Raw genomic sequence first — 22,692 nt, forward strand, 5'->3', positions numbered from 1 at the left:
CTATTTCCGGTTGGGCAGTGCGTAGGCGATCAACGCGTCGCCCGCACCTGACAGCATTGCGCCATGTCCGCCCGCCGCGATCACCACGAACTGGCGTCCGCTCGCGTTCGACCAGTAGGTGGTGGGAGAGGCATTGCCGCCGGCGGGCAGTCGCGCCTTCCAGAGCAGCCGGCCGGTCGTCGTCTCATAGGCGCGGAACATATGCTCCTGCGTCGCGCCGATGAAGGTGACGCCGCTCGCGGTAGCCACCGACCCGCCGATATTGGGCACGCCCATGGGAATCGGCACGAACGTTGGCAGGGCCAGCGGGCCGCTGTCGCGCGAGGTGCCGAATATCCTGCTCCAGACCAGTTTTCCGGTCTTGAGGTCCACCGCGTTGATGCGGCCATAGGGGGGCTGCTGGCACGGAATGGCGAGCGGGGAGAGGAAGGGCGCGATATGGGCGGCATAGGCCACGCCCATCTGGGCGACCGGCCCACCGACATCGCTCATATGGGCGGCGTTCATCGGCCTGATGCCCTGTCGGTCCGCGACGGCTCTGGGGATCAGGCGATTGTAATTGCCGACCTGGTTGTTGTTCACGATCATCAACCCGCGCCGGGGATCGACCGATACCCCACCCCAGTCGATCCCGCCGAGATAGCCGGGCCAGGTGAGGGTGGGATGCTCAGTCGACAGCGGGGTCATGTCCCCGTCGAAGCGGGCCTGGCGGAAGCGGATGCGGCACATCGCCTGATCGATCGGCGTCAGACCCCACATGCTCTTTTCCGCCGGACGCGGCCCGCCGAAACTGGGCATGCCGACCGAATAGGGCTGGGTCTTCGACAGGCGTTCGCCGGGAACGGCGCCCTGCGGGACTGGGCGTTCCTCGACCGGCAACAGCGGCTTGCCGGTCGCCCGGTCGAGGAAGAATATCTCCCCGCGCTTGGTCGGCTGGAGCAGGCCGCGCACGCCGCCGGGAAGATCGACCAGCGTGGGCTGGGCGGGCACATCATAGTCCCACAGGTCATGATGGGTCGTCTGGAAGGACCAGCGCACCGCCCCGCTCTCCGCGTCCAGCGCCAGCACGGCACTGGAATAGAGGTCATCATTGACGGTGCGATGCCCGCCGAAATAATCGGGCGTTGCATTCCCTGTCGGCACATAGACGAGGCCCAGCGCTTCGTCCGAGCTCATGGGCGCCCAGCTATTGGGCGTGCCCGGCGTAAAGACGCCGCCGCGCGGCGGCAGCCCGTGATCGTCGGGGCGACCGATGTCGAAGGCCCAGGAAAAAGCGCCCGTGACGGCATCGAACGCCCGGATGACGCCGGAAGGCTCCCTGATTTTCTGACCATCCATCACCCAGCCGCCCAGAACGAGGCGGCCGCGCACGAGGGCGGGGGGCGAGGTGACGAAATAATAGCCCTTGTCGACCGTTCCCAGTCCCGCCTTCAGATCCACCTGACCGCCCTGTCCGAATCCGGGGCAAAGTCCGCCGGTCACCGCATCGAGCGCGATCAGCCGGGCGTCGAGCGTCGCGGTGTAGATGCGCTCGGCGCAATAGCCATGGGCCTGCGGGATGCGATAATAGGTGACGCCGCGGCAGACGAGGCCATAGACACCCGCGAGATCGGTCTTGGGCCGGTGCCGCCATAATTGTCGCCCCGTTTCCGGATCGAGCGCGATCACATCATTATTGCCCGCACACAGGAACAGGCGATTGCCCACCTTGAGCGGATTGACCTGAAAGGCCGTGCCTTGCTTGCCATCGGTGAGTTTGCCGGTGTGGTACGTCCATGCCCTTTCCAGATGGCCGACATTGGCGGGCGTGATCTGCGCCAGCGGCGAATAGCGCGATCCGCCCCGGTCGTTGCCATAGGCCACCCAGTCGCCATCGGCGGCGCGGGCCGGTCCCGCGCCCCACAGAGCGCTGCCCGCCGGCGGCGAACGATCCGCCCAGAAGGCGGCGCCGATCGCGCCGACGAGGAGCAGCAGAAGACCGGGCCACAGCATGCGTGCGCCGGGCAGGGGGCGGTCAAGGCCGACATGCCGCCGGTAATAGGGGGTGAACATGTAGAGGCCCATGGCGACCGGCATGGCCAGCCGGGGCGCAAGAGCCCAGCCGTCCAGTCCGACCTCCCAAAGCGACCAGCAGAGATTGGCCGCGAGAAAGGCCCAATAGAGGGTGACCGAGAGGGGCGAACGGCGCCAGCCGAGACAGGCCGCACTCACCATCATGAGGCCGGACACACAATACCAGCTTGACCCGCCGAGCAGGGCGAGCCGTCCCCCCAGCCACAGCAGCGACAGGCCGGCAAGAAGCATCGACAGGATGAAAATCATGTTCAGAAAGCGGCGCATCAGGCTCCCCCCTTGGAATCCGGCAAAAGCTGTGAGGGGAGAATCAGGCAGGCAATTGTGCCGCAAGCCAGTCCGGTACATTGATCCGGTAGCACTTCTGCTCATAGAGTCGGCTGATCTTCCAGCCTTGCCCGGTGCGGACGAAATCATGATGGTACCAGAGGCCGAAGACCAGCGTATCGGCCGTTTCGCCGTTGCTGACCGTCATCGGATTATAGCAGGCGGTTTTGGTCTTCGCCCGGTCGCCCGCGATCTGATATTGGGTGGTGGACACGGCATGCTGAAAGGCGAGGATCAGCGTCAGACTTTCCGCCAGGAAGGACTTTATCTCCGCAAGGCCCCCGACGACGCCCACCATTTCCGAATAGTCGATCACGGCGTCTTCGGTGAAATAGCGGTCCAGTGCGTCCCAGTCGCGTGTATCCACCGCGTAGCAATAGCCCACGATCAGATCCTGAATCTCGAACCTGTCCGACATTTCCTGCAGGGTCAGTGTCATGGCCTCTCCTCCTTCATTCTATAGAATGGCTGCTGACACAGTGCGGAAGGCGCGCCGCCTTCCATTGGGTAGGTGCCGAGCGCGGCGGCTAAGGGGAATGAAACGTCACTCCCGGGATCGATCCCGTGGACCGTTTTTTAATCAAGGAGACTATTATGGGCCTCGCCCCGTTCACGGAAGCCGATTTCGTCCTGTCGAAGGAGAAGCGGGCAGAAATCACCGCCGGGCTGACCGAGCGGCAGGCGTACATGGTCAATCACTGGATGGACCTGCACGAGGTCATCAACCGCGGCGACTGGGACGGCATGGACCAGTTTTTCAACACCGACAGCATGACCTATGACAATCCCAACCGGCCTGACCTGGGAACCTATCATGTCTGGAAGACCTCGCCGCAGGGCCTCTACACGACTTTTCCGCCCAGCATCTATCGCACGCTGAAGGCCTGGGGCCGCGGCGAGGACGAGATCTGCGTCCTGTGTCACCATCATGGCAAGCATACCGGCGGTCCCTATATGGGTGTCCAGCCGACCGGGAACGAGTTGAACGTGCTGTGGTTCTCGTGGCTGCGATTCCGCGGCGACAAGATCGATCACATCTATTCGATCTCCGACGTGCTGACGATGCTGAAGGATCTGGAAGTCATCGACGTTCCCCAGCCCGTCGATCCCTATAAGTGACCAACAGGCCGATCCGGCGCGGCGAGGGCGCGCCGGATCGATGAAGGGGGCTGGTCTGGAATTCGGCCGGAAAGGGAAGATAAGGGCATGAAGCGGTCTGTCGACCTCAGGATCGATGTCAGCGATGCAGTGGACCTCGGCATGGCGGCGCACATGGCGGTCACGGTCCATCTGCCGGACCTTGCGACACTGACCAACCGCATGACCGTTTGCTTCGCCTTCCCCGGCGGGGGCTATTGCCGACGCTATTTCAGTTTCGACATGCCGGATGGGTCCGGCGGCGGACAGGCGGGTTTCCATTGCGACCGCGGATGGATTTTCGTCACCTGCGACCATCTGGGATTTGGCGAGTCGACCATCGCCGAAGGCAATGCCCTCAATCTCGATAATGTCTCGGCGGCCAACGACGCCATGGTGCGGCAGGTCATGAGACGGCTGGAAGCGGGCACCCTCGTCGATGGGCTGCCCCCGGTCGTCGATGCCACATGCCTTGGCATAGGCCAATCGATGGGCGGATGCTTCACCATCGTGGCGCAGGGCAATCACGACACATTTCACGGCATCGGCGTGCTGGGCTATAGCGGCATCCATACCGTCGTGCCGACCCGGCCGGGACAGCCTCCGGCCGCATGGCCCTGGATTTCGCGCCGCTCATCGCTCGACGCGCCGCATGTCCTGAACGCGGCCGCGCTGGCGCAAGCGCCGGGCGTGACGCTGGGCGACGCCGAGGCGCTTCAGGCGGCGGCACGGGCAGGTGAGCATCCCTTTCAATGGTCTTTTCACCATGATGATGAACCTGCGGACATCGTCACGCTCGACATGATGGCGTCCGCAGGGCTGGTCGATCCGCTGCCCGAATGGCGTTCGGCGACCACGCCCCCATGCGGTGTATATATGGTCGCGCCGGGCGCGGTGGCGCTGGAAGCGGCCGCCATACGCGTGCCTGTGCTGATCGCCATGGGCGAACGCGATGTCGTGCCAGACCCTTTAGCCGAACCCAGAGCCTATAAGAGCGCGGAAGACATTCAACTCTTCGTGTGTCCCCGCATGGCGCATATGCACAATTTCGCGCCCACCCGCGTCCGCTTCTGGGAGCGCATCCATAATTGGGGCGATGGCGTGGCGGCGCAGCGCCTGCTGGGCTGAGCGGAACCCTTACCGCCGACTTTTAGAGGCTGAAGCCCCCATCGACGATCAAGGTCTGGCCGGTCATATATTGCGCCCTTTCCGAGGCCAGAAAGGCCACGGCTTCGGCGATATCCTCGCCGCTGCCGAAGCGTTGCAGGGCAATGCGTTTGCGCTGTGCTTCCCAGATTTCAGGCGAATAAAGCGATCTCAGGAAGTCGGCGCCCAAGCCGGCATCGATGATTCCCGGAGCGACCATATTCGCCCTGATGCCGTAGCGGCCTTCCTCCTTGGCGATCGCGCGGCCCAGGGCTTCCATCCCCGCCTTGGGTACGGAGGAGAGGGCGTCGCCGGGTGGGAAGCAGTAGTTCGCGACCGAAACGACGGTAACGAAATTGCCGAAGCCTTGAGCGCGGAAATGAGGAAGCGTGGCGGATACGATGCGGGTGAAGCCGACCAGTTCGATCTCGATGACTTCGCGCCATTGGTCTTCGCTGATCTGGCTGACGAAGGGCTGGGCTATTTCGACCCCGCTGGCGAAGACCATCGTGCCGATGGCGCCGAATTGCTCGACCGTCTCGCGAATGCCGGTCTCTATCGAGGCGCGATCGGAAAGATCGCAGGTAACGGACAGCGTCTCACAAGAACTATTGGGCAGAGACGCCGCGACCGCCAGCGCCTTTTCACGGCTGGACCGGTAGCCGATGGTTAGATGATCCCATTCGGTCGACAGCCGTCGGCAGATCGCGCTGCCAAGGCCGCCGGTGCCACCGACGACGAAGGCCGCGCCCTTCATCATAACGGCAAATGATGAGCCAGATGGTGGAGCAGGCGATCGGCAAAGGCATCATTGCGGTCGCCGGTGAACATGTGGCCGACACCATGGGCGATCTCGATCTCCAGTTGCGGGGCCAGTGCCCGAAACTGCCTGACGCTCTCGTCCGAAACGATCTCGCTCAGTTCCGCCTTCACAAGGACAAGCGGTGATTTTACGCGCCGGGCCGCGGCAATGAGCGCTTCCCCTTCCGAGGGGGGATGAAGAAATTCCGGCGCCGTCGTGCGCGGGTCCCAGTGCCAGAACAGGCGTCCATCTTCCTCGCGCATCGATTTGGCGAGGCCGGAAACGTCTGGCAGGCGGGGCTGGCCAAGATGGGCGTGCAGCGCATCGGCCGCTTCCTCCAGCGACGCGAAACCGGAATCGCTGGCGCGGAAGAAGCCGCGAATGTCCTCCACCCCCGTATCGACCATATAGGGCGCGACGTCGGCCAGCATGATGAGGCGCACCAGATCGGCGTGGCGCGACCCGCCCACCAGCGCCGATTGCCCGCCGCGCGAAGCCCCCACCAGGGCGATCGGCCTGCCGAGGGCATGGATGATGGCTTCGACATCGCGGCCATAAGCTTCCAGCAGATAGTCGCCGTCGCTGGCCCAGCCACTGTCGCCATGGCCCCGCAGATCGAAGGTCAGGCCATAATAGCCGGCTTGCGCCACTCGCCGGGCCGAACCCGCCCAGGAACGACGGCTTTGGCCGCCGCCATGGAAGAAGCAGACAGGCGGAGCGGCCGGGTCGCCATAGGCGTCCGCGACCATCTCCAGCCCGTCACCCGGCAGGCTTATCTGTGTGGGGGGCGTCATGCCGGAGCCATGCATTTACCCGGCGGCCACCGGCGGCACCATTTCCGCGAAAGACGGGTGTTCGCCGGGGCCCTTATAGGCGAATTTGCCCGGCGCGTGGTGCCACTTGCCGTCGTTGCGGCTCTCATAGGGCGAGGCGACCTCGATCAGGCAGCCATGGGTACTCTTATGGCCGACCCAGCTCCACTTCTGCCATGTCATGTCCGGATCGTTGAAGGTCTGACCGCCGCCGGGCAGGTGCAGCCCTTCGGCGCGCAATTTCTCCATCGCGCCCGGCACGTCGTCGGTGGCATAGCAAAGATGATGGACATGCTCGCCGACCTTTTCGAGGCGATCGCCCATGGGCGTGCCGGGGGCCGGCTGAATGAACTGGATTTCCGTGCCGCCATTGTTGACGAACGTCGCCCACTTCATGCCCGCATCGGCACCGCTGGAAAATTCATCATATTTGACAAGACGTTCTTCCAGCGATGCCGGATCGAGCACGCGCAGGATTTTGGTCCAGTCTTCGATCGCCTTTTCCAGATTGCTGACGACCATGCATACATGGGCAAAAGGTCCGCTAGGCATTTACTTTCTCCTCATCTCTTATAATTCCACCGTGGCCGTGCCGGAATTGACCGTGCCCCGGCCATCCACATCCAGCGAGAATTCGCAGGTGACGACATTGCCTTCGATCGCCGCGACCCTGCCCGTCACCACCGCCCGGTCGCCGCCATAGACATTGTCCAGAAAGCGCGAATCCATCGCCTTGATCCGTCCGCCGGGGAAGGCGCGCATCAGCATGTTCATCATATAGGCGACGTTGATCGGACCCTGGTTGATGACCCGGTCACCCAGCCCCTTCGCCTTCACCACCTCGACATCGAGATGGATGGGGTTGGGATCGGCGAGAAACACGGCCCACTGCTTCATGGCTTGCGGGCTGACGCTCTCGATCGTGAAGGGCGGCAGCGCATCTCCGATGGCGTAGCTCATGCGGCGAACTCCTTGCGGGGCAGAACCCACACATTATCGGTTTCCAGCACCTGCGTTCCATCGAGCAGGTGCAGGCGCAGGCGATAGGTCATCACATCCATGACGCCGAGCTTGCGGCTGCGCTTACGGACGAGGCTGAGAATCTCTCCCGTCACTCTGTAGCTTTCGCCGACCTTCAGCGGCGCATAGAACCGCACGCCGCTGCTGCCCATCATCGGGCCATCCTCGACATCGAATTCGCACGCTTCGCACACGCCGGCCACCGTCTTGCCCATCGCGACCTGGGTGGCGATATAATAATAGATCGGATGCGCGCTTCCGTCCCCGGCCGGCTCGATCCCGGTCGAGCGGCACAGGGCGGCATTTTCCTCAGCCGTGATGGTAAAGACCCTGGTGCCGTCCAGCGATGTGCCGGCGGCGTCGGGTGCGGGTGGAAGATCGTCAAGATCGCTCATGGCGGGTCCCTTAGAAAGAACGCGGCAGGCCGAGGCTTTCGGCAATCGTGTTGCGCACCATTTCGTTGCTGATCGGGGTCATCCGCAGGATGCGGTGATCGCGCCAGTAACGCTGCATGTCGGTTTCCGCCGAATAACCCATGCCGCCCAATATCTGGATGCCGAGGTCCGCAGCCTTCACGGCATTTTCCGTGGCGACCATCTTGAGCATGTTCGCCTCGGTTCCGCATGGCATGCCGTTGCTCTGCATCCAGGCGACATTGTAGAGCAGCAATTCGGTGAGCTTCTGCCAGGTCGCGATGTCCGCGACATAATGCTGCAAAATCTGGAAGCGGCCGATAATGCCGCCGAACGCCTTGCGTTGCAGCATATATTCCAGCGCGTCTTCCAGTACCCCGTCGATCGCGCCCAGACACTGCGCGCCGACCATGATCCGCTCATTGTTGAGCGTGGGCAGCATCGCGTACCAGGCCTGCCCGGGTTCACCCAGCACGTCCTCGTCGGGGACGAAGACATCCTCATAATGGACCTCGCACGAGCCCATGGCGCGCATGCCGAGCTTGGGCAGGAGCGAGGCGGTGATGCCGGGCGATTTGGCGTCGACGAAGAACATGGTAAGGCCATGATGCTTCTTCTCGACATTTTTGTCGGTGCGGGCGAGGACGAGCAGCCTGTCGGCGGCCTTGGCGCCGGTCGTCCACATCTTGGCGCCGTTCAGCTTCCAGCCGCCCTCGACCTTTTCGGCATGGGTTTTCATCGCGCCCAGAACATCGGTGCCGCCATCGGGCTCGGTCATCGACAGCGAGACGCGCAGCTTGCCCTGTGCCATGGGACGCAGCCAGCGATTTTTCTGCTCCTCCGTGCCGACCGCGCCGATCGTCTTCGCGCCGCCGAAGGAGGTGAGGCCCCAGACCCACAGCAGGCCACCGGCCGTTCGCGCAAATTCGCGGGCGAAGATCATCTGCATCATGACGTCGCCGCCCAGCCCGTCATATTCCTCCGGAATGCCTATCCCGAAAAATCCCTGCTCGGCGATCTTGTCCCACAGCGCGTAGGGATAATTTTCTTCGTCGGCTTCCAGCGCGCGCATCCAGTCCTTGGGCGCTTCCGCATCGACCCAGCGGCGGACAATGTCCCTGAACGCCTGCTGTTCCTCGGTGAGTGAAAAATCCATCGTCGTTCCCGTTAGTGGCCCTACGACTAAGCGCCTGTCGGACGCGTTGCGAACCTATCCAACTATAGGGCGGGCCGTCGGCAGAAACTGAACAGCTGGCCCACCATCATCCCCAACTGATCGGGGATAGGCGCGTTTTCGATCGGGTCGCCTTCACCGCCGATGGTATTGATGGCGATGCCCAGCGGCGTCGGCCAGCCCCTAAGCGCGTGGGTGATCACCCGCAGTTGCTGGAGCGTGGCGACCGCTGCCTGCCAGCCGGCCGCCGTTGCCACGCAGCCTACGGGAAGGCCGTCGAAATAGCAGCGCTCGTCGCGGCTCATATCCTCGACATAATCGAGCGCATTCTTCACGAAGCCGGAGATCGCGCCATGATAACCCGGTGAGCCGATGATGACGGCATCCGCCGACCGCAGGACGTCGACATAGCGTCGCGCCGCATCCGAACGGTCCGGATTTTCAGGCGCGTAAGACGGGAAGTCGATATCCTCCCCGGCCAGCAGCGTCGTGCGCGCGCCGCGTTCCTCTGCGATGGCAAGCGCCTTGCGAAGCGCCCGCTCGGTGGAGGAATAGGCGCGCATGGTGCCGCCAATGGCGACGACATGAAGCTGGGTCATATCAGATCGACAATCCTCCCTCGACCGGAATGACCGATCCGGTGACATAGGCGCCCGCGCGCGAGGCGAGATAGATGGCTGCCCCCGCCAGATCCTCCGGCGTGCCGACGCGGCCGCGGGGGACCATCGATTCCACCATCCTGCGCATCTCGTCGGAGGTGATGACCGTCATCTCGGATTCGAAGAATCCGGGCGCGATCACATTGGCGGTGATATTGTCGCGGCCAAGCCGCTTGGCGAGGCTCTTGGCCATCCAGTGGATGGCACTTTTCGAGGCCTGATAGGCGTAATTTTCCTTGGGCCCCACCTTGAGCGCGCCGACCGACCCGATGTTGATGATCGATGCGGGGCGGTCCGCCGTGCCGCCCGCGCGGAGCAGGGGCAGGAATTTCTGGAGGGTGAAGAAGGGTGCCTTCAGGTTCAGGTCGATGACCGGGTCCCATTCGCCCTCGCCATATTCGTCGATGGGCGCGTCCGCCATGGTCCCTGCATTGTTCACGAGGGCGTGTACGGCCTGCTCCCGCGCGGACACCGCCGCGACCAGAGCCTCTATCCCGACGAGCGTCGACAGGTCGGCGACGAGGCCGGTGCAGTGGCCGCCCGTCGTGGCCGCAATCTCCGCCGCGGCCGCCATCACCTTGGCCTCCGTCCGGGCGCAGATATAGACCTTGGCGCCCGCAGCGGCAAAGCCGGTTGCGATATGGCGGCCGATGCCGGTCGACCCGCCCGTGACGATGGCGACGCGGTCCTTTACCGAGAACAGTTCGGCCGCATTCATGCTTTTGCTCCCGCGGCGGCAATCTTCAGAATGAGGTCGGTCGTACCCTCCGGATCGCCCACCAGCAGGGCGTGATCGCCTGGATGGTCATGGATGGTCCAGCCCAGTTCGCGCGCCCGGTCGTGCATGGCGGTCATCACCGTGACGGCCGCCGCGATATAGTCGACGGGCTGGGTGATCGTCTCGGCACCCACGGGGATGACACAGGCGGTTGCCTTCATCGGCTGGTCCGACAGATTGTCGAGCAGCCATTTCTCCCGCGCCGGGTCCATGAGATGCGGATGGTCCTTGGCGGCCGCGCGCTGCATGTCATGCACGCCCGAACCGATCGGGCCTTCGCCCGCTTCGAGCATCGCATCCAGCGCGGCGAGCTGATCTTCGGGAACATAGCCCATGAGGGACGCGATCCGTTCCCCCGACCGGGGCACGATGGCGTCGAGATAGATGATCCTGGCGATGCGGTCGCCCACCTCGGCAATGACGCCGGGCGCGACGGTTCCGGCATAGCTGTGCGCCACCAGCACAACGTCGCGCAGATCCTCATATTTGAAGACATTGACGATGTCGCGCACATGGGTCGCATTGCCGACATCGCGGCCGATCAGATGTTCGCGCTCGCCAAAGCCGGTGAATGTCGGGGTGTAGACCTTGTGTCCCCTGGCCTCCAGCAGTTCGCGGACATATTTCCATGTCCAGCCGCCCATGCCGCCGCCATGGAGAAGTAGGAATGTGGTCATGACGATCAGGCCTCCGCCGGTTCTGTGTTCTGGATGAATTCGGGGAATGGGTCCGGCCCCCACAGGAACATGCTATCCTCCGGCGCATGATTGGCGGCCGGCCAGTCGACATCATGCGGGATGAAATCGATATCGGCCGAATATTCGCTGAAACTGCCCCACGGATCGCGCACATAATAGAAATAATTGGCGCCCAGCACATGCTGGCCGACGCCCCAATTGGGACCATAGCCCGCCCGCGCCATGGTCGCGCCGCCCAACCCCACTTCCATCACAGACCCGACGTCCCAGCTATTGTGATGCATGCCCCGCCGATCGGAAAGGACGAGGGCAAGCAGGTGATGGTCGCTGCCATGGACGCCATGCAGGAAGGCGACGGCCGGTTCGCTCTTGTCCGACAGGCGCAGGCCCAGCGTTTTTTCATAGAAATCGATCGCGGCATTCACGTCGGTCGTGAAGATCGCGAAATGCGAAAGGCGGCGGGGGTGGACCTTCGGCGCCTTGCTGTTGGGAATGGCGCCGGATTGGCCGGGCGCCGCGCTGGTGAAGGTGAAATGGCTTTTTTCCGATGGCGTCGCCTTGTCGGCGGCGCGGACATTGGTGGGCAGGCCATCAAAGCCCGCGAACCAGATGCCGCCGGTTTCGGCGCCTTTGGGCGCGTCGATGCGGGTGACGCCGCAACTGTCGAGATGGGCGGCGAACGCTTCCATCTCATCGGGATAGATGCCGAAGCTCAGATAGCGCAGGCGCTTGGTGTCGCCGCTCTGGCTCAGCACGCCCCAACGATGCGGATTGCCGGCTGCATATAATTCCAGCGTGCCATTTCTGTCCCGGACTTCAAGCCCGAAGAGCGTGTAGAATGTCCGCGCTGCCTCCAGATCGGGCACTTCGACCGCGAAATGATCGATGGAATGGACGCCCAAAACATTGGCGCGGCGTCCCGACGGGCTTTTCTGGTTCATCCTTCCCTCCTTGGCTGGCCGGGCGCCGACATGGGACGGCACCCGGCCTTTCGTTCAGGCTGCTTTGATGGGGTTCACAAGCAGGCCGATCTTCTCGATTTCCACTTCGCACACATCGCCATCCTTCATGAACAGCGGAGGATTGCGGGCAAGACCGATGCCCGACGGCGTTCCCATCACCAGAACGTCGCCCGCCTCCAGCGTGAAGCAGGTGGAGAGCAGGGCGACCGTGTCGACCACGTCGAACACCATGTCGGAGGTGTTCGCGCTCTGCACCACCTGACCGTTCAGGCGGGTTTCGATCTTGAGACCGGCGCCGCCCGCCGGCAGTTCATCGGCCGTGACCAGCCAGGGGCCGAAGGCGCCGGTATCGTCGAAATTCTTGCCGACCGTCCACTGCGGCGTCTTGAGCTGATAGTCGCGGACAGAACCGTCGTTGAACACCGAATAGGCGACGATATGCGACAGCGCGTCGTCCTTGCTGATATTCTTCCCGCCCTTGCCGACGACCGCGACCATTTCCGCTTCATAATCGAGCTGATCGGAGCAGGCCGGCTTGATGATCGGCGCGCCATGTCCGATGAGGCTCGAATTGAATCGGCCAAACACGGTCGGAAATTCCGGCACGTCAAAGCCGCCTTCGGCCGCGTGATCCTTGTAATTGAGACCCAGGCAGAGAATTTTCGGCGCCTTGACCAGCGGCGGTAGGAAGATGAGGTCTTCCACCTTCACATCTTCGCCCTCGCCGCTGACTTTGGCGCCAGCGTCCGTCAGGGCACTGCCGCCGCTGGCGATCAGCGCGTCCAGATCATAGAGCGCAGCGTCACCGAACAGCGCCTTGACGCCCGCGCCCGTGTCCACTGCCAGACCCACCGCGCCATTCCTTGTCACCTTGGCCAACCGCATATTCAAACCTCCTGAGAATCTTTTTCAAACCGCTGAGCCGATGGCATGGGTCATGGTGAAATATATTTCAAGTTACAAAATACATTCAATCGAATTGCCACAGGTAGCGAAGCTGATATAGTTCATTCGATGACGAAGAAGCTGAGCCTGACCGAACGCGCCTACCGGCAGTTGCGCGACGATCTTCTGACCTGCCGGCTGGTGCCCGGCGCGAAGATCAACATCAAGGATATCACCGAAACCCAGGGCTTCAGCCTTGGGGCTGTTCGTGAAGCCCTGTCCCGGCTGACGTCCGAAGGCTTTGTGACGCAGGACGATGCCCGGGGATTCCGGGTGACGCCGATATCGATCAGCGATCTGACCGATCTGGTCAGGGTCCGCAGCGACATTGAGGGACAATGCCTCAGGCGCGCCATCGAGAAAGGTGGCCTGGACTGGGAAACTTCCATCGTCAGCGCGGCCCATAGGCTGAGCAAGACCCCGACGCGCGACCCGCAGGAGGCGGCCCGTCTGAACGAAGATTATGCCGACGCGCATGCGGCCTTTCACCACGCCCTGGTCGCTGCGTGCGACAGTCCATGGCTGCTCAAAATGCGCGACTGGCTCTATGCCCAGTCGGAACGTTACCGCTATCTCACCGTGCCTCTGGCCCATCGTGACCGGGACCTGGTTCACGAACATGCGCAGATCGTCGACGCGGCGCTTGCGCGGGACGCCGACCGCGCCGTGGCGCTGCTGACGGACCATCTGATGGCTACCGCGCGGATGCTTATCGACCCGCAAAATGGCCAGAGCGGAACCCATGCCGAACTGGCTGTCGTCGCGGATCAGGCCCTTTGATCCCATTTCAGCTCTGCCTGTTCTGACCGGTCCCACCGCCGCTGGCAGGCATCAGCATATTGCTCATGCCGCCATCGACCAGCAGGTCGACGCCGCTGATATGGCCAGCATGAGGGCCGATCAGAAACAGGATCGCCTGAGCGACATCCTCGGCCACGCCTAATTTGCGCAGGGGGATATTGGCTTCCCGCTGGTCGCGCCGCGACTGGTCCTTATATCCCGCAGCGGTCATCGGCGTGTAAGTGGGGCCGGGCGACACCGTATTGCACCGGATGCCGTCCGGACCCCATTCGATGCTGAGCTGACGGATCATCATCAGCAGCGCGGCTTTGCTGGAGGAATAGAAGCCGAGCGCGGGCGTGGGCTGGGTGGCCGACATGGATGCAGTCGCGACGAAGGCGCCCCTGCTTTCTTTGAGATGCGGATGGGCAGCCTTTCCCAGCAGCCAGGACGAGCGGGTGTTGATGGCGAAGATGCGGTCGAAATCGCTGATCGGCAGTTCGGCCAGTGCGCCGCCCATGATGACGCCAGCATTGCTGATGACGGCGTCGATCCCGTCCATATGGGTGAGCGCGGCAGCCACGATCCTGTCGCCGCAATCCGGTTCGGCGAGATCGACCACGCAGGTCGCAGCGGCGGGGCCGACCGCATCGGCCACGACCTGCAGATTGGCCGCATCGCGATCCGCGAGCAGCATCTGATGTTCGCCCGGTATCACGGACCCGGCCGCCAGCAGTTCGGCGCAGGCCCTGCCGATGCCGCTTGCAGCACCCGTAATGATCACCCGCATGTCACTCTCCCTACATAGATCCATGGCGTCGATGCGCAGTGTTTCAGTCCTTCAGGCCCAGTTCGTCCATCAACGCACCGCGCAGTTTGAACTTTTGGATCTTCGATGCCGACATCGGCCATTCGTCGATGAAACGTATATGGCGCGGGACCTTGAAGGAAGCGAGGCGCTGGCGGGTATAGGTGATGAGTTCCTCCGCCTCGACTTCGACATCGCCTTCGCGTTCGACATAGGCGGCGGGGATTTCCGCCAGCCGCTCGTCCGGCAGCCCGACCACCTGCGCCAGACGGACCGCCGGATGGGTCGCCAGCACCGCCTCGACTTCGGCCGCGGCAACATTTTCCCCGCCCACTTTCAACATATCCTTGAACCGGCCGTGGAACATGACATGGCCATGTTCGTCGATCGAGCCGATGTCGGCGCTGTGATACCAGCCGTCGGCGTCCAGCGCCTGCGCCGTCTTTTCAGGATCCTTGTAATAGCCGTCGAACAGATTGTAGCCGCGAATGAGAATTTCGCCGCGCTCGTCCACGCCCTTTTCCTCGCCGGTCTCGGGATCGACGATCTTCATCTCTATACCGGCCAGGGGGAAGCCGAGCTTCCTGAAGCCCATTTCCGGGTCCATCGTATAGCCGCCGGTGGTGACGATGCCGGCCGCCTCGGTCATGCCCATGGTCCCGACCTGAAGCATGTTGGGCGCCTTCTCCCGATAGGCCTGACCCACGCGATCCGGCATGAAGGCGAAGCAGCTGTTTTGCAGGCGCACCGACGACATGTCGGTCCTGGTCCAATCGGGATGGGTGATCATGGCCTGATGGAAGGTGACGAAGGGCAGGAACATCATCGTCACGCCTTCTTCCTCGATCTGCCTGAGACTCTCTCCGGCATCGAAATGCGGCTGGCCGATGAACGTGCCCCCCACGTCGATCGCGCCGAGCATGCACAGCATCGCGGCGATATGGAACAGCGGCAGCGGCGACCAGGCGCGCTCGTCGGGCTGGAAGGACCAGCGATAGCGGGCGAGATTCGATGCCTCCCGGGTGACGGCCTCGTGGCTGAGCAGGCACCCCTTGGGATTGGCCGAGGTGCCCGACGTATAAAGGATCATCGCGGTATCGCGGACTCTGACGGTCAGGCGGGAGGCGTGGATATCGGCCTCGTCCACCTGTTGCACCGCCGCGTCGAAGGTTGCCTGATCGATGAAGCCGGGGACCGAACGCCCGCCCAGCATGACGATCCGCCTGAGCAGAGGCGCGCCGGCGAGCGTCAGGGCGGCAGGGTCGGTGGCATCGGGCAGGTCGGGGAAGGCCTCCACCAGCCGGTGGCCGAAATCGATATGCTCGCTGACCATGTCATTGGTGATGATCGCGGCCAGATCGGCATTTTCCGCGACATAGGCCATTTCGGGCGCCTTGTAGCGCGCGTTCATCAGCACGGAGACGGCGCCGCACATCGCATTGGCGAACAGCGTTTCGACAAATTCGATGCTCGACGGCAGCAGGATGCCGACATGGTCGCCGCGCTGGATGCCGAGCGCCTTCAGCCCGCGCGCGCGTCTTAGGACGCTTTGTACGACATCGTCATATGTCTTGCGTTCCCCCGGAAAAACCAATGCTTCCTTGTCGGGCGCCTTGTCCCATCCTTTGAGAAGCAGATCGCCCAGGGTGGTTGCAGAGATACGGAATGGGGCGCAATCTTCGCCTTGTGTGACCACGGATGTCCGCTCCTAAAAATGCCGGTCAGCTGTCGATGACGATCAGATTGCAGCCATCGCTCCTGTCTGCGCCTTTCGTTGGATAGGTGCAGCTTTGTCTTCCGGCTCCAAGAGCAGGTGCAGAGATTTTTGCATCACTGGTCGGGAATTCACGATGGAAGCCTATGTCTACGATCATGTACGGACGCCCCGCGGCAAGGGCCGCCCTGATGGCGCGCTGCATGAGATCACCTCGGTCGAAATGGCGACGCAGCTGTTGAAGGCGCTTCAGAGCCGCAACGATCTCGACACCGGGCTGCTCGACGATGTGATCATCGGCATGGCCCAGCCGGTCGGCGAGCAGGGCGGGGTGCTGGCCCGCGCGGCGGTGTTGCAGGCAGGCTATGCCCAGACCGTCGCGGGGCAGCAGATCCATCGCTTCTGTGCAACCGGTCTCGATGCGGTCAGCCTGATCGCGGCGCAGGTGCATTCCGGCATGATCCAGGCGGGTATCGGCGGCGGCGTCGAGTCGATGAGCCGCACTGTCATGGGCTATGACTCGGGAGCGTGGACGTCCGATCCGTCGGTTGCCTTCAGCAATTATTATGCGCCCCAGGGCATCGGCGCGGACCTGATCGCGACGCTCGATGGCTACACGCGCGAGGATGTCGACAATTTCGCCGTCGAGAGCCAGCGCAAGGCCGCCCATGCGTGGGAAAACGGCTTTTTCAAAAACTCGATCGTGCCGGTCAAGGATGTGCTGGGCGAAGTCGTGCTCGACCATGACGAGCATATGCGCCCCGGCACCACGGTGGAAAGCCTTGCCAAGCTCAAGCCCGCCTTCGAAGGGTTCGGCAAGGCCGGGTTCGAGGCGGTGGCGAAGGCCAAATATCCCGAAATCGAAGATCTGAACTATGTCCACCATGGCGGCAACAGCTCGGGCATCGTCGACGGCGCGGGCCTGGTTCTCGTCGGGTCGAAGGAATTTGGGGAAAAGGCTGGGCTCAAGCCGCGTGGTCGCATCCGTTCCTACGCCAATATCGGGTCGGAGCCGACGATCATGCTGACGGCGCCGGGGGCGGTGTCGCGCAAGGCGCTCAAGGCGGCCGGCATGACCGAGAAGGACATCGACCTGTGGGAGCTGAATGAAGCCTTCGCCAGTGTCGTCATGCGCTTCCAGCGGGAACTGAACGTCCCCGACGACAAGATCAACGTCAATGGCGGTGCAATCGCGATGGGCCATCCGCTGGGCGCGACCGGCGCCATGATTCTGGGCACCGTGCTGGACGAGCTGGAGCGGCGGAACGCGGAAACCGGCCTCATCACCCTGTGCGCGGCCAACGGCCTCGGCACGGCTGCCATCATCGAGCGCGTCTGAGCGCGCACACCAAACTATAGAGCGGGACATCCCATGAAGACTATGCGACTGGAAAAGGCCGAGGACGGCTTTGCGATCCTGACCCTCGACGCCGAAGGCTCGATGAACGTCGTCAACGATGCTTTCATCGCCGACATGGAAGCGGCGACCAAGCAGATTGCCGAGGACGACAGCATCAAGGGCGTCATCCTGACGTCCGGCAAGAAGACGTTCATGGCCGGTGCGGACCTCAAGCAACTGGTGAACGGGTTCGGCACGCTGACGCCGCAGGAAGCCTATGCCTTTTCAAAGCGCGCGACCGACATGCACCGCGCCATCGAGCAATCAGGCAAGCCCTGGGTGGCGGCGATCAACGGCCTGGCGCTGGGCGGTGGGTTCGAGCTGGCGTTGGCTTGCCACCGCCGCATCCTGGTGGATGATGCCAAGGCGCAGGTCGGCCTGCCCGAAGTCAATGTCGGCCTGCTGCCCGGATCGGGCGGTACGGTGCGGCTCGGCATCATCGCGGGCATGAAGACCGCGCTCGACCTGCTGCTGTCGGGGCGCTCGGTCGGTCCGCAGGAAGCGCTCAAGCTCAAGATCGTGGATGAGATTGTCCCCGCCGACAGGCTGATCGACACGGCCAAGAGCTGGCTCGCCACCGGCCCGGATCCGGTCAAGCCCTGGGACGTCAAGGGGTGGACGCCGCCGCAGAAAAAGGGCCTGACCGTGCCCGAGGATTCCGGCGCATACATGATGTATACCGGCGGTCTCGCCAAGGTGGGTTATAACCAACCCGCGCCGGCCGCGATCCTGAACTCGGTGTTCCACGGAATGCAACTGCCCTTCGACAAGGCGCTCGCGGTCGAGGGCAAATATTTCGCCAAGCTGCTGACCGATCCGGTCGCACGCAACATCATCCGCACCACTTTCATTTCGAAGCAGGCGGCCGAAAAGGGCGCGCGTCGCCCTGAAGGCTTCCCCAAGTTCGAAGCCAGGAAGATTGGCGTGCTGGGCGCGGGCATGATGGGGGCAGGCATAGCGTTCGTGTCGGCCAATGCGGGCATCGAGGTCGTGCTGATCGACCGCGACGTCCCGACGGCGCAGAAGGGCAAGGACTATTCGGCCAAGGTGCTGGGCAAGCTGGTCGAAAAGGGCAAGCTGACGCAGGACAAGGCGGACGCCGTTCTCGCCCGCATCACCCCGACCGACGATTTCGCGCTGCTCGATGGCTGCGACATGGTGGTCGAAGCCGTGTTCGAGGATACGGCGATCAAGGCCGAAACCACGAAGAAGGCTGAAGCGGTGCTGCCGACGCAGGCCATTTTCGCGTCCAACACCTCGACCCTGCCGATCTCGCAGCTCGCCCAGGCGTCGCGGAGCCCCGACCAGTTCATCGGTCTGCACTTCTTCTCGCCGGTCGACCGCATGGGTCTGGTCGAAGTCATCATGGGCAAGCAGACCAGCAAGGAAACGCTGGCCAAGGGGCTCGACTTCATCGCGCAGCTGCGCAAGACGCCGATCGTCGTCAATGACAGCCGTGGCTTCTACACGAGCCGCGTCTTCCAGATGCTGATCCACGAAGGCGCAGCCATGCTGGCGGAAGGCGTGCCGCCGGCGGTGATCGAAAATGCCGCCAAGGCGGTCGGAATGCCGGTCGGCCCGCTGGCGCTGCTGGACGAACTTACCCTCGATCTGCCGCTCAAGATCGTGGATCAGGCGATCGCCGAGGAAGGTGAGAAATATACGCCGCCGGCGGGCGTCCCCGTGATGCGCCGGATGAAGGACGAGATCGGTCGGTCGGGGCGCAAGACCGGCGGCGCCTTTTACGACTATCCCGAGGGCGGCAAGAAGCATCTCTGGAAGGGGCTGGCCGAACATTTCCCGGTCAAGGACGGCTGGGATGTCGAGGAGCTCAAGACGCGCTACCTCTACGCCCAGGCAATGGAAACGGCGCGCTGTCTTGAGGAAAATGTGCTGGAGACGCCGCAGGATGCCGACCTGGGCGCCATTTATGGTTGGGGTTTCCCGAGCTGGACCGGCGGCACGATCAGTTACATCGATACGGTGGGGATCGAAGCCTTCGTCAAGGAATCCGACCGTCTCGCCCAGCTCTATGGCCCGCGCTTCCTGCCGTCGGCATGGCTGCGCGACAAGGCGGCGAAAGCCGAACCCTTTTATGCGTCCGCCAAGGGCGCGACGGCCAAGGAGCCGATCCCGGCATGAGACGCCTGATTTTCGAGCCGGAACATGAGCAATTCCGTGACAGCGTCGTCAAGTTCATGAGCGCCGAAGTCGGCGCCCATGCCGAACGCTTCCGTGAACAGGGCATGGTCGATCGGGAGCTGTTCCTGAAGGCCGGCGAGCAGGGGCTGCTGTGCACCTGGGCGGATGAGAAATATGGGGGGGCGGGTATCGACGATTTCCGCTTCGAACAGATCATCATCGAGGAGAATATGCGCCATGGCGACATAGGCTTCTACATCAATCTCCATAATGATCTGGTCGCGCCCTATATCGCCAAGCTGGGAACCGAGGAGCAGAAGGACCGCTGGATGCCCGGCATCGTCAGCGGCGAGAAGATCCTCGCCGTCGCGATGACCGAACCGTCGACCGGCAGCGACCTTGCGGGCATGCGCAGCAACGCAATCGACAAGGGCGATCATTGGCTGCTCAATGGCGCGAAGACCTATATCTCCAACGGCATCCTCAGCGATCTGGTGATCGTTGCCGCGCGGACCGACCCGAACAGCCGTCACGGCCTCGGCCTCTTCGTCGTCGAGCGCGGCATGGAAGGGTTCGAGCGCGGCCGCAAGCTCGCCAAGATGGGCATGAAGGCGCAGGACACCGCGGAGCTTTTCTTCAACGACGTCAAGGTGCCCAAGGAGAATGTGCTGGGCGATCCGACGCAGGGCTTCAAATATCTGGCGCGCTTTCTTGCGCAGGAACGGCTGGTGGCCGCGATCGGATTCATGGCGACTGCGCAGACAGCCTTCGACATCACGCTGGATTATGTGAAGGAGCGCAAGGCGTTCGGAAAGCCGATCGGGGCCTTTCAGAACAACCGGTTCAAGATGGCGTCGATGCGGGCCGAACTGGACGCGATCCAGACCTATGTCGACCAGTGTGTGCTGCTGCTCAATGCCGGGGAGCTGACGGCGGAGGACGCATCTTCGGCCAAGCTGCTGGCGAGCGAACTGGAAGGCCGGGTGATGGACGAGTGTGTTCAGCTGCACGGCGGCGCGGGCTATATGGAGGAATATCGCATTTCCCGCATGTATACCGACGCACGCATCAGTCGCATTTTTGCCGGCACTTCGGAAATCATGCGCGAAATCATCGGTCGTGGGCTGGGGCTTGACGAGCGCAAGCTGTCCTGACGGCTGAACCGGGGATAAGTCGGATGCTGAACGTCGAACAATTGCGCCGTTTCCGGGTGCCCGAAGCACAGGATGTCTGCGATCCGCGCGGGGCGATCCTCTATGCGCTGGGGGTCGGCGCGGGGCTCGGAGCCATAGCCGAGCAGCATCTGATCTTCGAGCGTGATCTGGCCGTGTTGCCGACCATGGCGCTGGTTCTGGGGACACCCGGATTCTGGCCCATGGCGCCGGAACTTGGCTGGGACTGGCCGCGCATTCTGCATGGCGAGCAGACGCTGAAACTGTTTTGTCCACTCGAACTGGGGCAACTGGTCAATGGCCGGATCGAGATTATCGGTCTCGCAGACAAGGGGGTGGGCAAGCCCGCGCTTGTGCGGGCGAAACGCGTGCTCACCACGCCCACCGACCGGCTGATCGCCGAAATGGAGGAAGTGTGGGTCTTGCGGGATGCAGGTGGTTTTGGCGGCGCGCGCAATCTTGACGGGTCGGAGCCGGTCGTCATGCCGGAGCGGCCAGCGGACGCGTTCCTCGACCTGCCGACGGCGTCCAATCAGGCAATGCTGTATCGCCTGACCGGCGATCGCAATCCTCTGCATATTGATCAGGGCACGGCGCAGGCGGCCGGTTTCGATCGGCCGATATTGCATGGGCTTGCCACCATGGGGCTGGTCGGCCGCGCATTGACCCATCTGTGCTGTGACGGCGATCCGGCTTCATTGACCGAAATGCGGGTCCGGTTTACCGCGCCGGTCTGGCCGGGGGAAACGGTCCGGACGGAGGTCTGGCGCCACGGCGACGAAATATCGTTCCGGGCGAGCGTGCCCGACAGGAACAGGATTGTGATCGATGGCGGACATGCGCGCATCGGTGGTTTCAAGGAAGAACGGGACGCATTGAAGTGAAGATATTGGACGGTAAGATTGCACTGGTTTCCGGCTCTGGGCGTGGCATTGGCAAGGCCATTGCGCTGAAACTTGCAAGCGCCGGGGCTCATGTCGTGGTGAACGACCTGGACGAGGATGTGGCGAAGGCAACGGCAAGCGAAATCGAAAGCCTGGGCGTCCGCACCGTGGTGTGCGTGGGCGATGTGACGGAAGCCGATTTCGGCGACAAATTTGTTGGAACGGCGATCGCGCATTTCGGAACGATCGACATCATCGTGAACAATGCGGGATATGCGTGGGATTCCGTGCTTCAGAAGACGAGCGACGAGCAGTGGATGGCCATGCTCGACGTGCATCTCAATGCCCCATTCCGCATTTTGCGCGCCGCGCAGCCGGTGATCGCCGCCGCGGCGAAGAACGAGATTGCGGAGCACGGCCGGGCCAAGCGCCGGACGGTCATCAATATATCCTCTGTCGCCGGGCTTGGCGGCAATGCCGGGCAGTCGGGCTATGCGGCGGGCAAGGCGGGGATTGTCGGCCTCACCAAGACGGTGATGAAGGAATGGGGGCGGTACAATGTCACCGTCAATGCCGTGGCTTTCGGCGCCATCATGACCCGCATGACCGCCGGCGAGGCGGGCAGCTCGACCATCAACGTCAAGGGCCGGGACATCAAGGCCGGCGTCAGCGACGAAATATTGGAAGCCATGGAAAAGGGCATCCCGCTGGGCCGTGCCGGAACACCGGAAGAAGCGGCCGGGGCCGTTTACCTGCTGTGCCTGCCCGAAGCGGATTATATCACGGGCGAGGTGATTGTCGCGGGCGGGGGCTGGAAACTCTGAGTGGAAGCGGGGCGGGCCCTTGC

Annotated in this window: 23 protein-coding genes; 8 read left to right on the forward strand and 15 right to left on the reverse strand. The window is 63.1% G+C overall.

Annotated features, from left to right (window positions below):
* Together HHL26_RS01900 and HHL26_RS01905 are read right to left on the reverse strand one after the other, a co-directional pair.
* Entirely contained in the window at positions 1 to 2,340 is a 2,340-nt protein-coding gene (locus HHL26_RS01900; protein ID WP_066563022.1) for a membrane-bound PQQ-dependent dehydrogenase, glucose/quinate/shikimate family, read from the reverse strand.
* Positions 2,341 to 2,383: 43 nt separating this feature from the next.
* Positions 2,384 to 2,839 (reverse strand): nuclear transport factor 2 family protein, encoded by a 456-nt coding sequence (locus HHL26_RS01905; RefSeq protein ID WP_066563020.1) that lies wholly within the window; start codon positions 2,837 to 2,839, stop codon positions 2,384 to 2,386.
* 155 nt (positions 2,840 to 2,994) lie between these two features.
* Here HHL26_RS01905 and HHL26_RS01910 point away from each other — a divergent pair, with 155 nt between their 5' ends.
* Together HHL26_RS01910 and HHL26_RS01915 are read left to right on the forward strand one after the other, a co-directional pair.
* Positions 2,995 to 3,519, forward strand: a complete 525-nt coding sequence (locus tag HHL26_RS01910; RefSeq protein ID WP_066563017.1) for an ester cyclase — start codon at positions 2,995 to 2,997, stop codon at positions 3,517 to 3,519.
* A gap of 87 nt (positions 3,520 to 3,606) precedes the next feature.
* Positions 3,607 to 4,665 carry a hypothetical protein gene (locus HHL26_RS01915; protein WP_066563014.1) on the forward strand — a complete coding sequence of 353 codons (1,059 nt, stop codon included), beginning with the start codon at positions 3,607 to 3,609 and terminating at the stop codon, positions 4,663 to 4,665.
* Between the two features lie 22 nt (positions 4,666 to 4,687).
* Here HHL26_RS01915 and HHL26_RS01920 read toward each other — a convergent pair whose 3' ends face one another.
* The 11 genes from HHL26_RS01920 to HHL26_RS01970 form a co-directional block, all read right to left on the reverse strand.
* Positions 4,688 to 5,443 carry an SDR family oxidoreductase gene (locus HHL26_RS01920; RefSeq protein WP_066563013.1) on the reverse strand — a complete coding sequence of 252 codons (756 nt, stop codon included), beginning with the start codon at positions 5,441 to 5,443 and terminating at the stop codon, positions 4,688 to 4,690.
* On the reverse strand, positions 5,440 to 6,279 hold the full coding sequence (locus tag HHL26_RS01925; RefSeq protein ID WP_226869703.1) for an alpha/beta hydrolase: 840 nt from the start codon (positions 6,277 to 6,279) through the stop codon (positions 5,440 to 5,442). The genes HHL26_RS01920 and HHL26_RS01925 overlap by 4 nt, the downstream gene beginning before the upstream one ends.
* Before the next feature lie 15 nt (positions 6,280 to 6,294).
* Positions 6,295 to 6,849: a VOC family protein gene (locus HHL26_RS01930; RefSeq protein ID WP_226869702.1), complete on the reverse strand. Its 555-nt coding sequence runs from the start codon at positions 6,847 to 6,849 to the stop codon at positions 6,295 to 6,297.
* An 18-nt stretch (positions 6,850 to 6,867) separates the two neighbouring features.
* Entirely contained in the window at positions 6,868 to 7,257 is a 390-nt protein-coding gene (locus HHL26_RS01935; RefSeq protein ID WP_066563007.1) for a MaoC family dehydratase, read from the reverse strand.
* A complete protein-coding gene (locus HHL26_RS01940; protein ID WP_102999843.1) occupies positions 7,254 to 7,712 on the reverse strand; it encodes a hypothetical protein in 459 nt (152 codons plus the stop codon). Before HHL26_RS01940 ends, HHL26_RS01935 begins: the two co-directional genes overlap by 4 nt.
* A gap of 10 nt (positions 7,713 to 7,722) precedes the next feature.
* Positions 7,723 to 8,886, reverse strand: coding sequence for an acyl-CoA dehydrogenase family protein (locus tag HHL26_RS01945; RefSeq protein ID WP_066563004.1), 1,164 nt, complete (start codon positions 8,884 to 8,886; stop codon positions 7,723 to 7,725).
* Between the two features lie 62 nt (positions 8,887 to 8,948).
* Positions 8,949 to 9,503: an NADPH-dependent FMN reductase gene (locus tag HHL26_RS01950; protein WP_066563003.1), complete on the reverse strand. Its 555-nt coding sequence runs from the start codon at positions 9,501 to 9,503 to the stop codon at positions 8,949 to 8,951.
* 1 nt (position 9,504) lies between these two features.
* Positions 9,505 to 10,281, reverse strand: a complete 777-nt coding sequence (locus HHL26_RS01955) for an SDR family oxidoreductase (protein ID WP_066563001.1) — start codon at positions 10,279 to 10,281, stop codon at positions 9,505 to 9,507.
* Positions 10,278 to 11,018, reverse strand: a complete 741-nt coding sequence (locus HHL26_RS01960; protein ID WP_102999844.1) for an alpha/beta hydrolase — start codon at positions 11,016 to 11,018, stop codon at positions 10,278 to 10,280. The genes HHL26_RS01955 and HHL26_RS01960 overlap by 4 nt, the downstream gene beginning before the upstream one ends.
* Positions 11,019 to 11,023: 5 nt before the next feature.
* The gene (locus HHL26_RS01965; RefSeq protein WP_066563000.1) at positions 11,024 to 11,980 is read right to left on the reverse strand and encodes a VOC family protein; all 957 of its coding nucleotides are present in this window, start codon (positions 11,978 to 11,980) and stop codon (positions 11,024 to 11,026) included.
* A 54-nt stretch (positions 11,981 to 12,034) separates the two neighbouring features.
* Positions 12,035 to 12,886 (reverse strand): fumarylacetoacetate hydrolase family protein, encoded by an 852-nt coding sequence (locus tag HHL26_RS01970; RefSeq protein ID WP_066562999.1) that lies wholly within the window; start codon positions 12,884 to 12,886, stop codon positions 12,035 to 12,037.
* A gap of 129 nt (positions 12,887 to 13,015) precedes the next feature.
* Here HHL26_RS01970 and HHL26_RS01975 point away from each other — a divergent pair, with 129 nt between their 5' ends.
* The gene (locus tag HHL26_RS01975; protein ID WP_102999845.1) at positions 13,016 to 13,726 is read left to right on the forward strand and encodes an FCD domain-containing protein; all 711 of its coding nucleotides are present in this window, start codon (positions 13,016 to 13,018) and stop codon (positions 13,724 to 13,726) included.
* Positions 13,727 to 13,733: 7 nt separating this feature from the next.
* Here HHL26_RS01975 and HHL26_RS01980 read toward each other — a convergent pair whose 3' ends face one another.
* Positions 13,734 to 14,516 (reverse strand): SDR family oxidoreductase, encoded by a 783-nt coding sequence (locus tag HHL26_RS01980; protein WP_102999846.1) that lies wholly within the window; start codon positions 14,514 to 14,516, stop codon positions 13,734 to 13,736.
* A gap of 43 nt (positions 14,517 to 14,559) precedes the next feature.
* A complete protein-coding gene (locus HHL26_RS01985) occupies positions 14,560 to 16,230 on the reverse strand; it encodes a class I adenylate-forming enzyme family protein (protein WP_066562994.1) in 1,671 nt (556 codons plus the stop codon).
* A gap of 154 nt (positions 16,231 to 16,384) precedes the next feature.
* Between HHL26_RS01985 and HHL26_RS01990 the strand changes: the two genes are divergently transcribed.
* Genes HHL26_RS01990 through HHL26_RS02010 form a run of 5 tightly spaced genes read left to right on the forward strand, consistent with a single transcriptional unit; the run spans position 16,385 to position 22,669 of the window.
* Positions 16,385 to 17,587 carry an acetyl-CoA C-acetyltransferase gene (locus HHL26_RS01990; protein ID WP_066562992.1) on the forward strand — a complete coding sequence of 401 codons (1,203 nt, stop codon included), beginning with the start codon at positions 16,385 to 16,387 and terminating at the stop codon, positions 17,585 to 17,587.
* A 33-nt stretch (positions 17,588 to 17,620) separates the two neighbouring features.
* Positions 17,621 to 19,789, forward strand: coding sequence for a 3-hydroxyacyl-CoA dehydrogenase NAD-binding domain-containing protein (locus HHL26_RS01995; RefSeq protein WP_176598278.1), 2,169 nt, complete (start codon positions 17,621 to 17,623; stop codon positions 19,787 to 19,789).
* A complete protein-coding gene (locus HHL26_RS02000; protein ID WP_066562990.1) occupies positions 19,786 to 20,943 on the forward strand; it encodes an acyl-CoA dehydrogenase family protein in 1,158 nt (385 codons plus the stop codon). Before HHL26_RS01995 ends, HHL26_RS02000 begins: the two co-directional genes overlap by 4 nt.
* 23 nt (positions 20,944 to 20,966) lie before the next feature.
* Positions 20,967 to 21,845: a MaoC family dehydratase gene (locus tag HHL26_RS02005; RefSeq protein ID WP_066562989.1), complete on the forward strand. Its 879-nt coding sequence runs from the start codon at positions 20,967 to 20,969 to the stop codon at positions 21,843 to 21,845.
* Positions 21,842 to 22,669, forward strand: a complete 828-nt coding sequence (locus HHL26_RS02010; protein WP_066562988.1) for an SDR family oxidoreductase — start codon at positions 21,842 to 21,844, stop codon at positions 22,667 to 22,669. The genes HHL26_RS02005 and HHL26_RS02010 overlap by 4 nt, the downstream gene beginning before the upstream one ends.
* The last annotated feature ends 23 nt before the right edge of the window (positions 22,670 to 22,692 follow it).

The sequence above is a fragment of the Sphingobium sp. TB-6 genome, assembly GCF_012927365.1.
GTDB lineage: Bacteria > Pseudomonadota > Alphaproteobacteria > Sphingomonadales > Sphingomonadaceae > Sphingobium.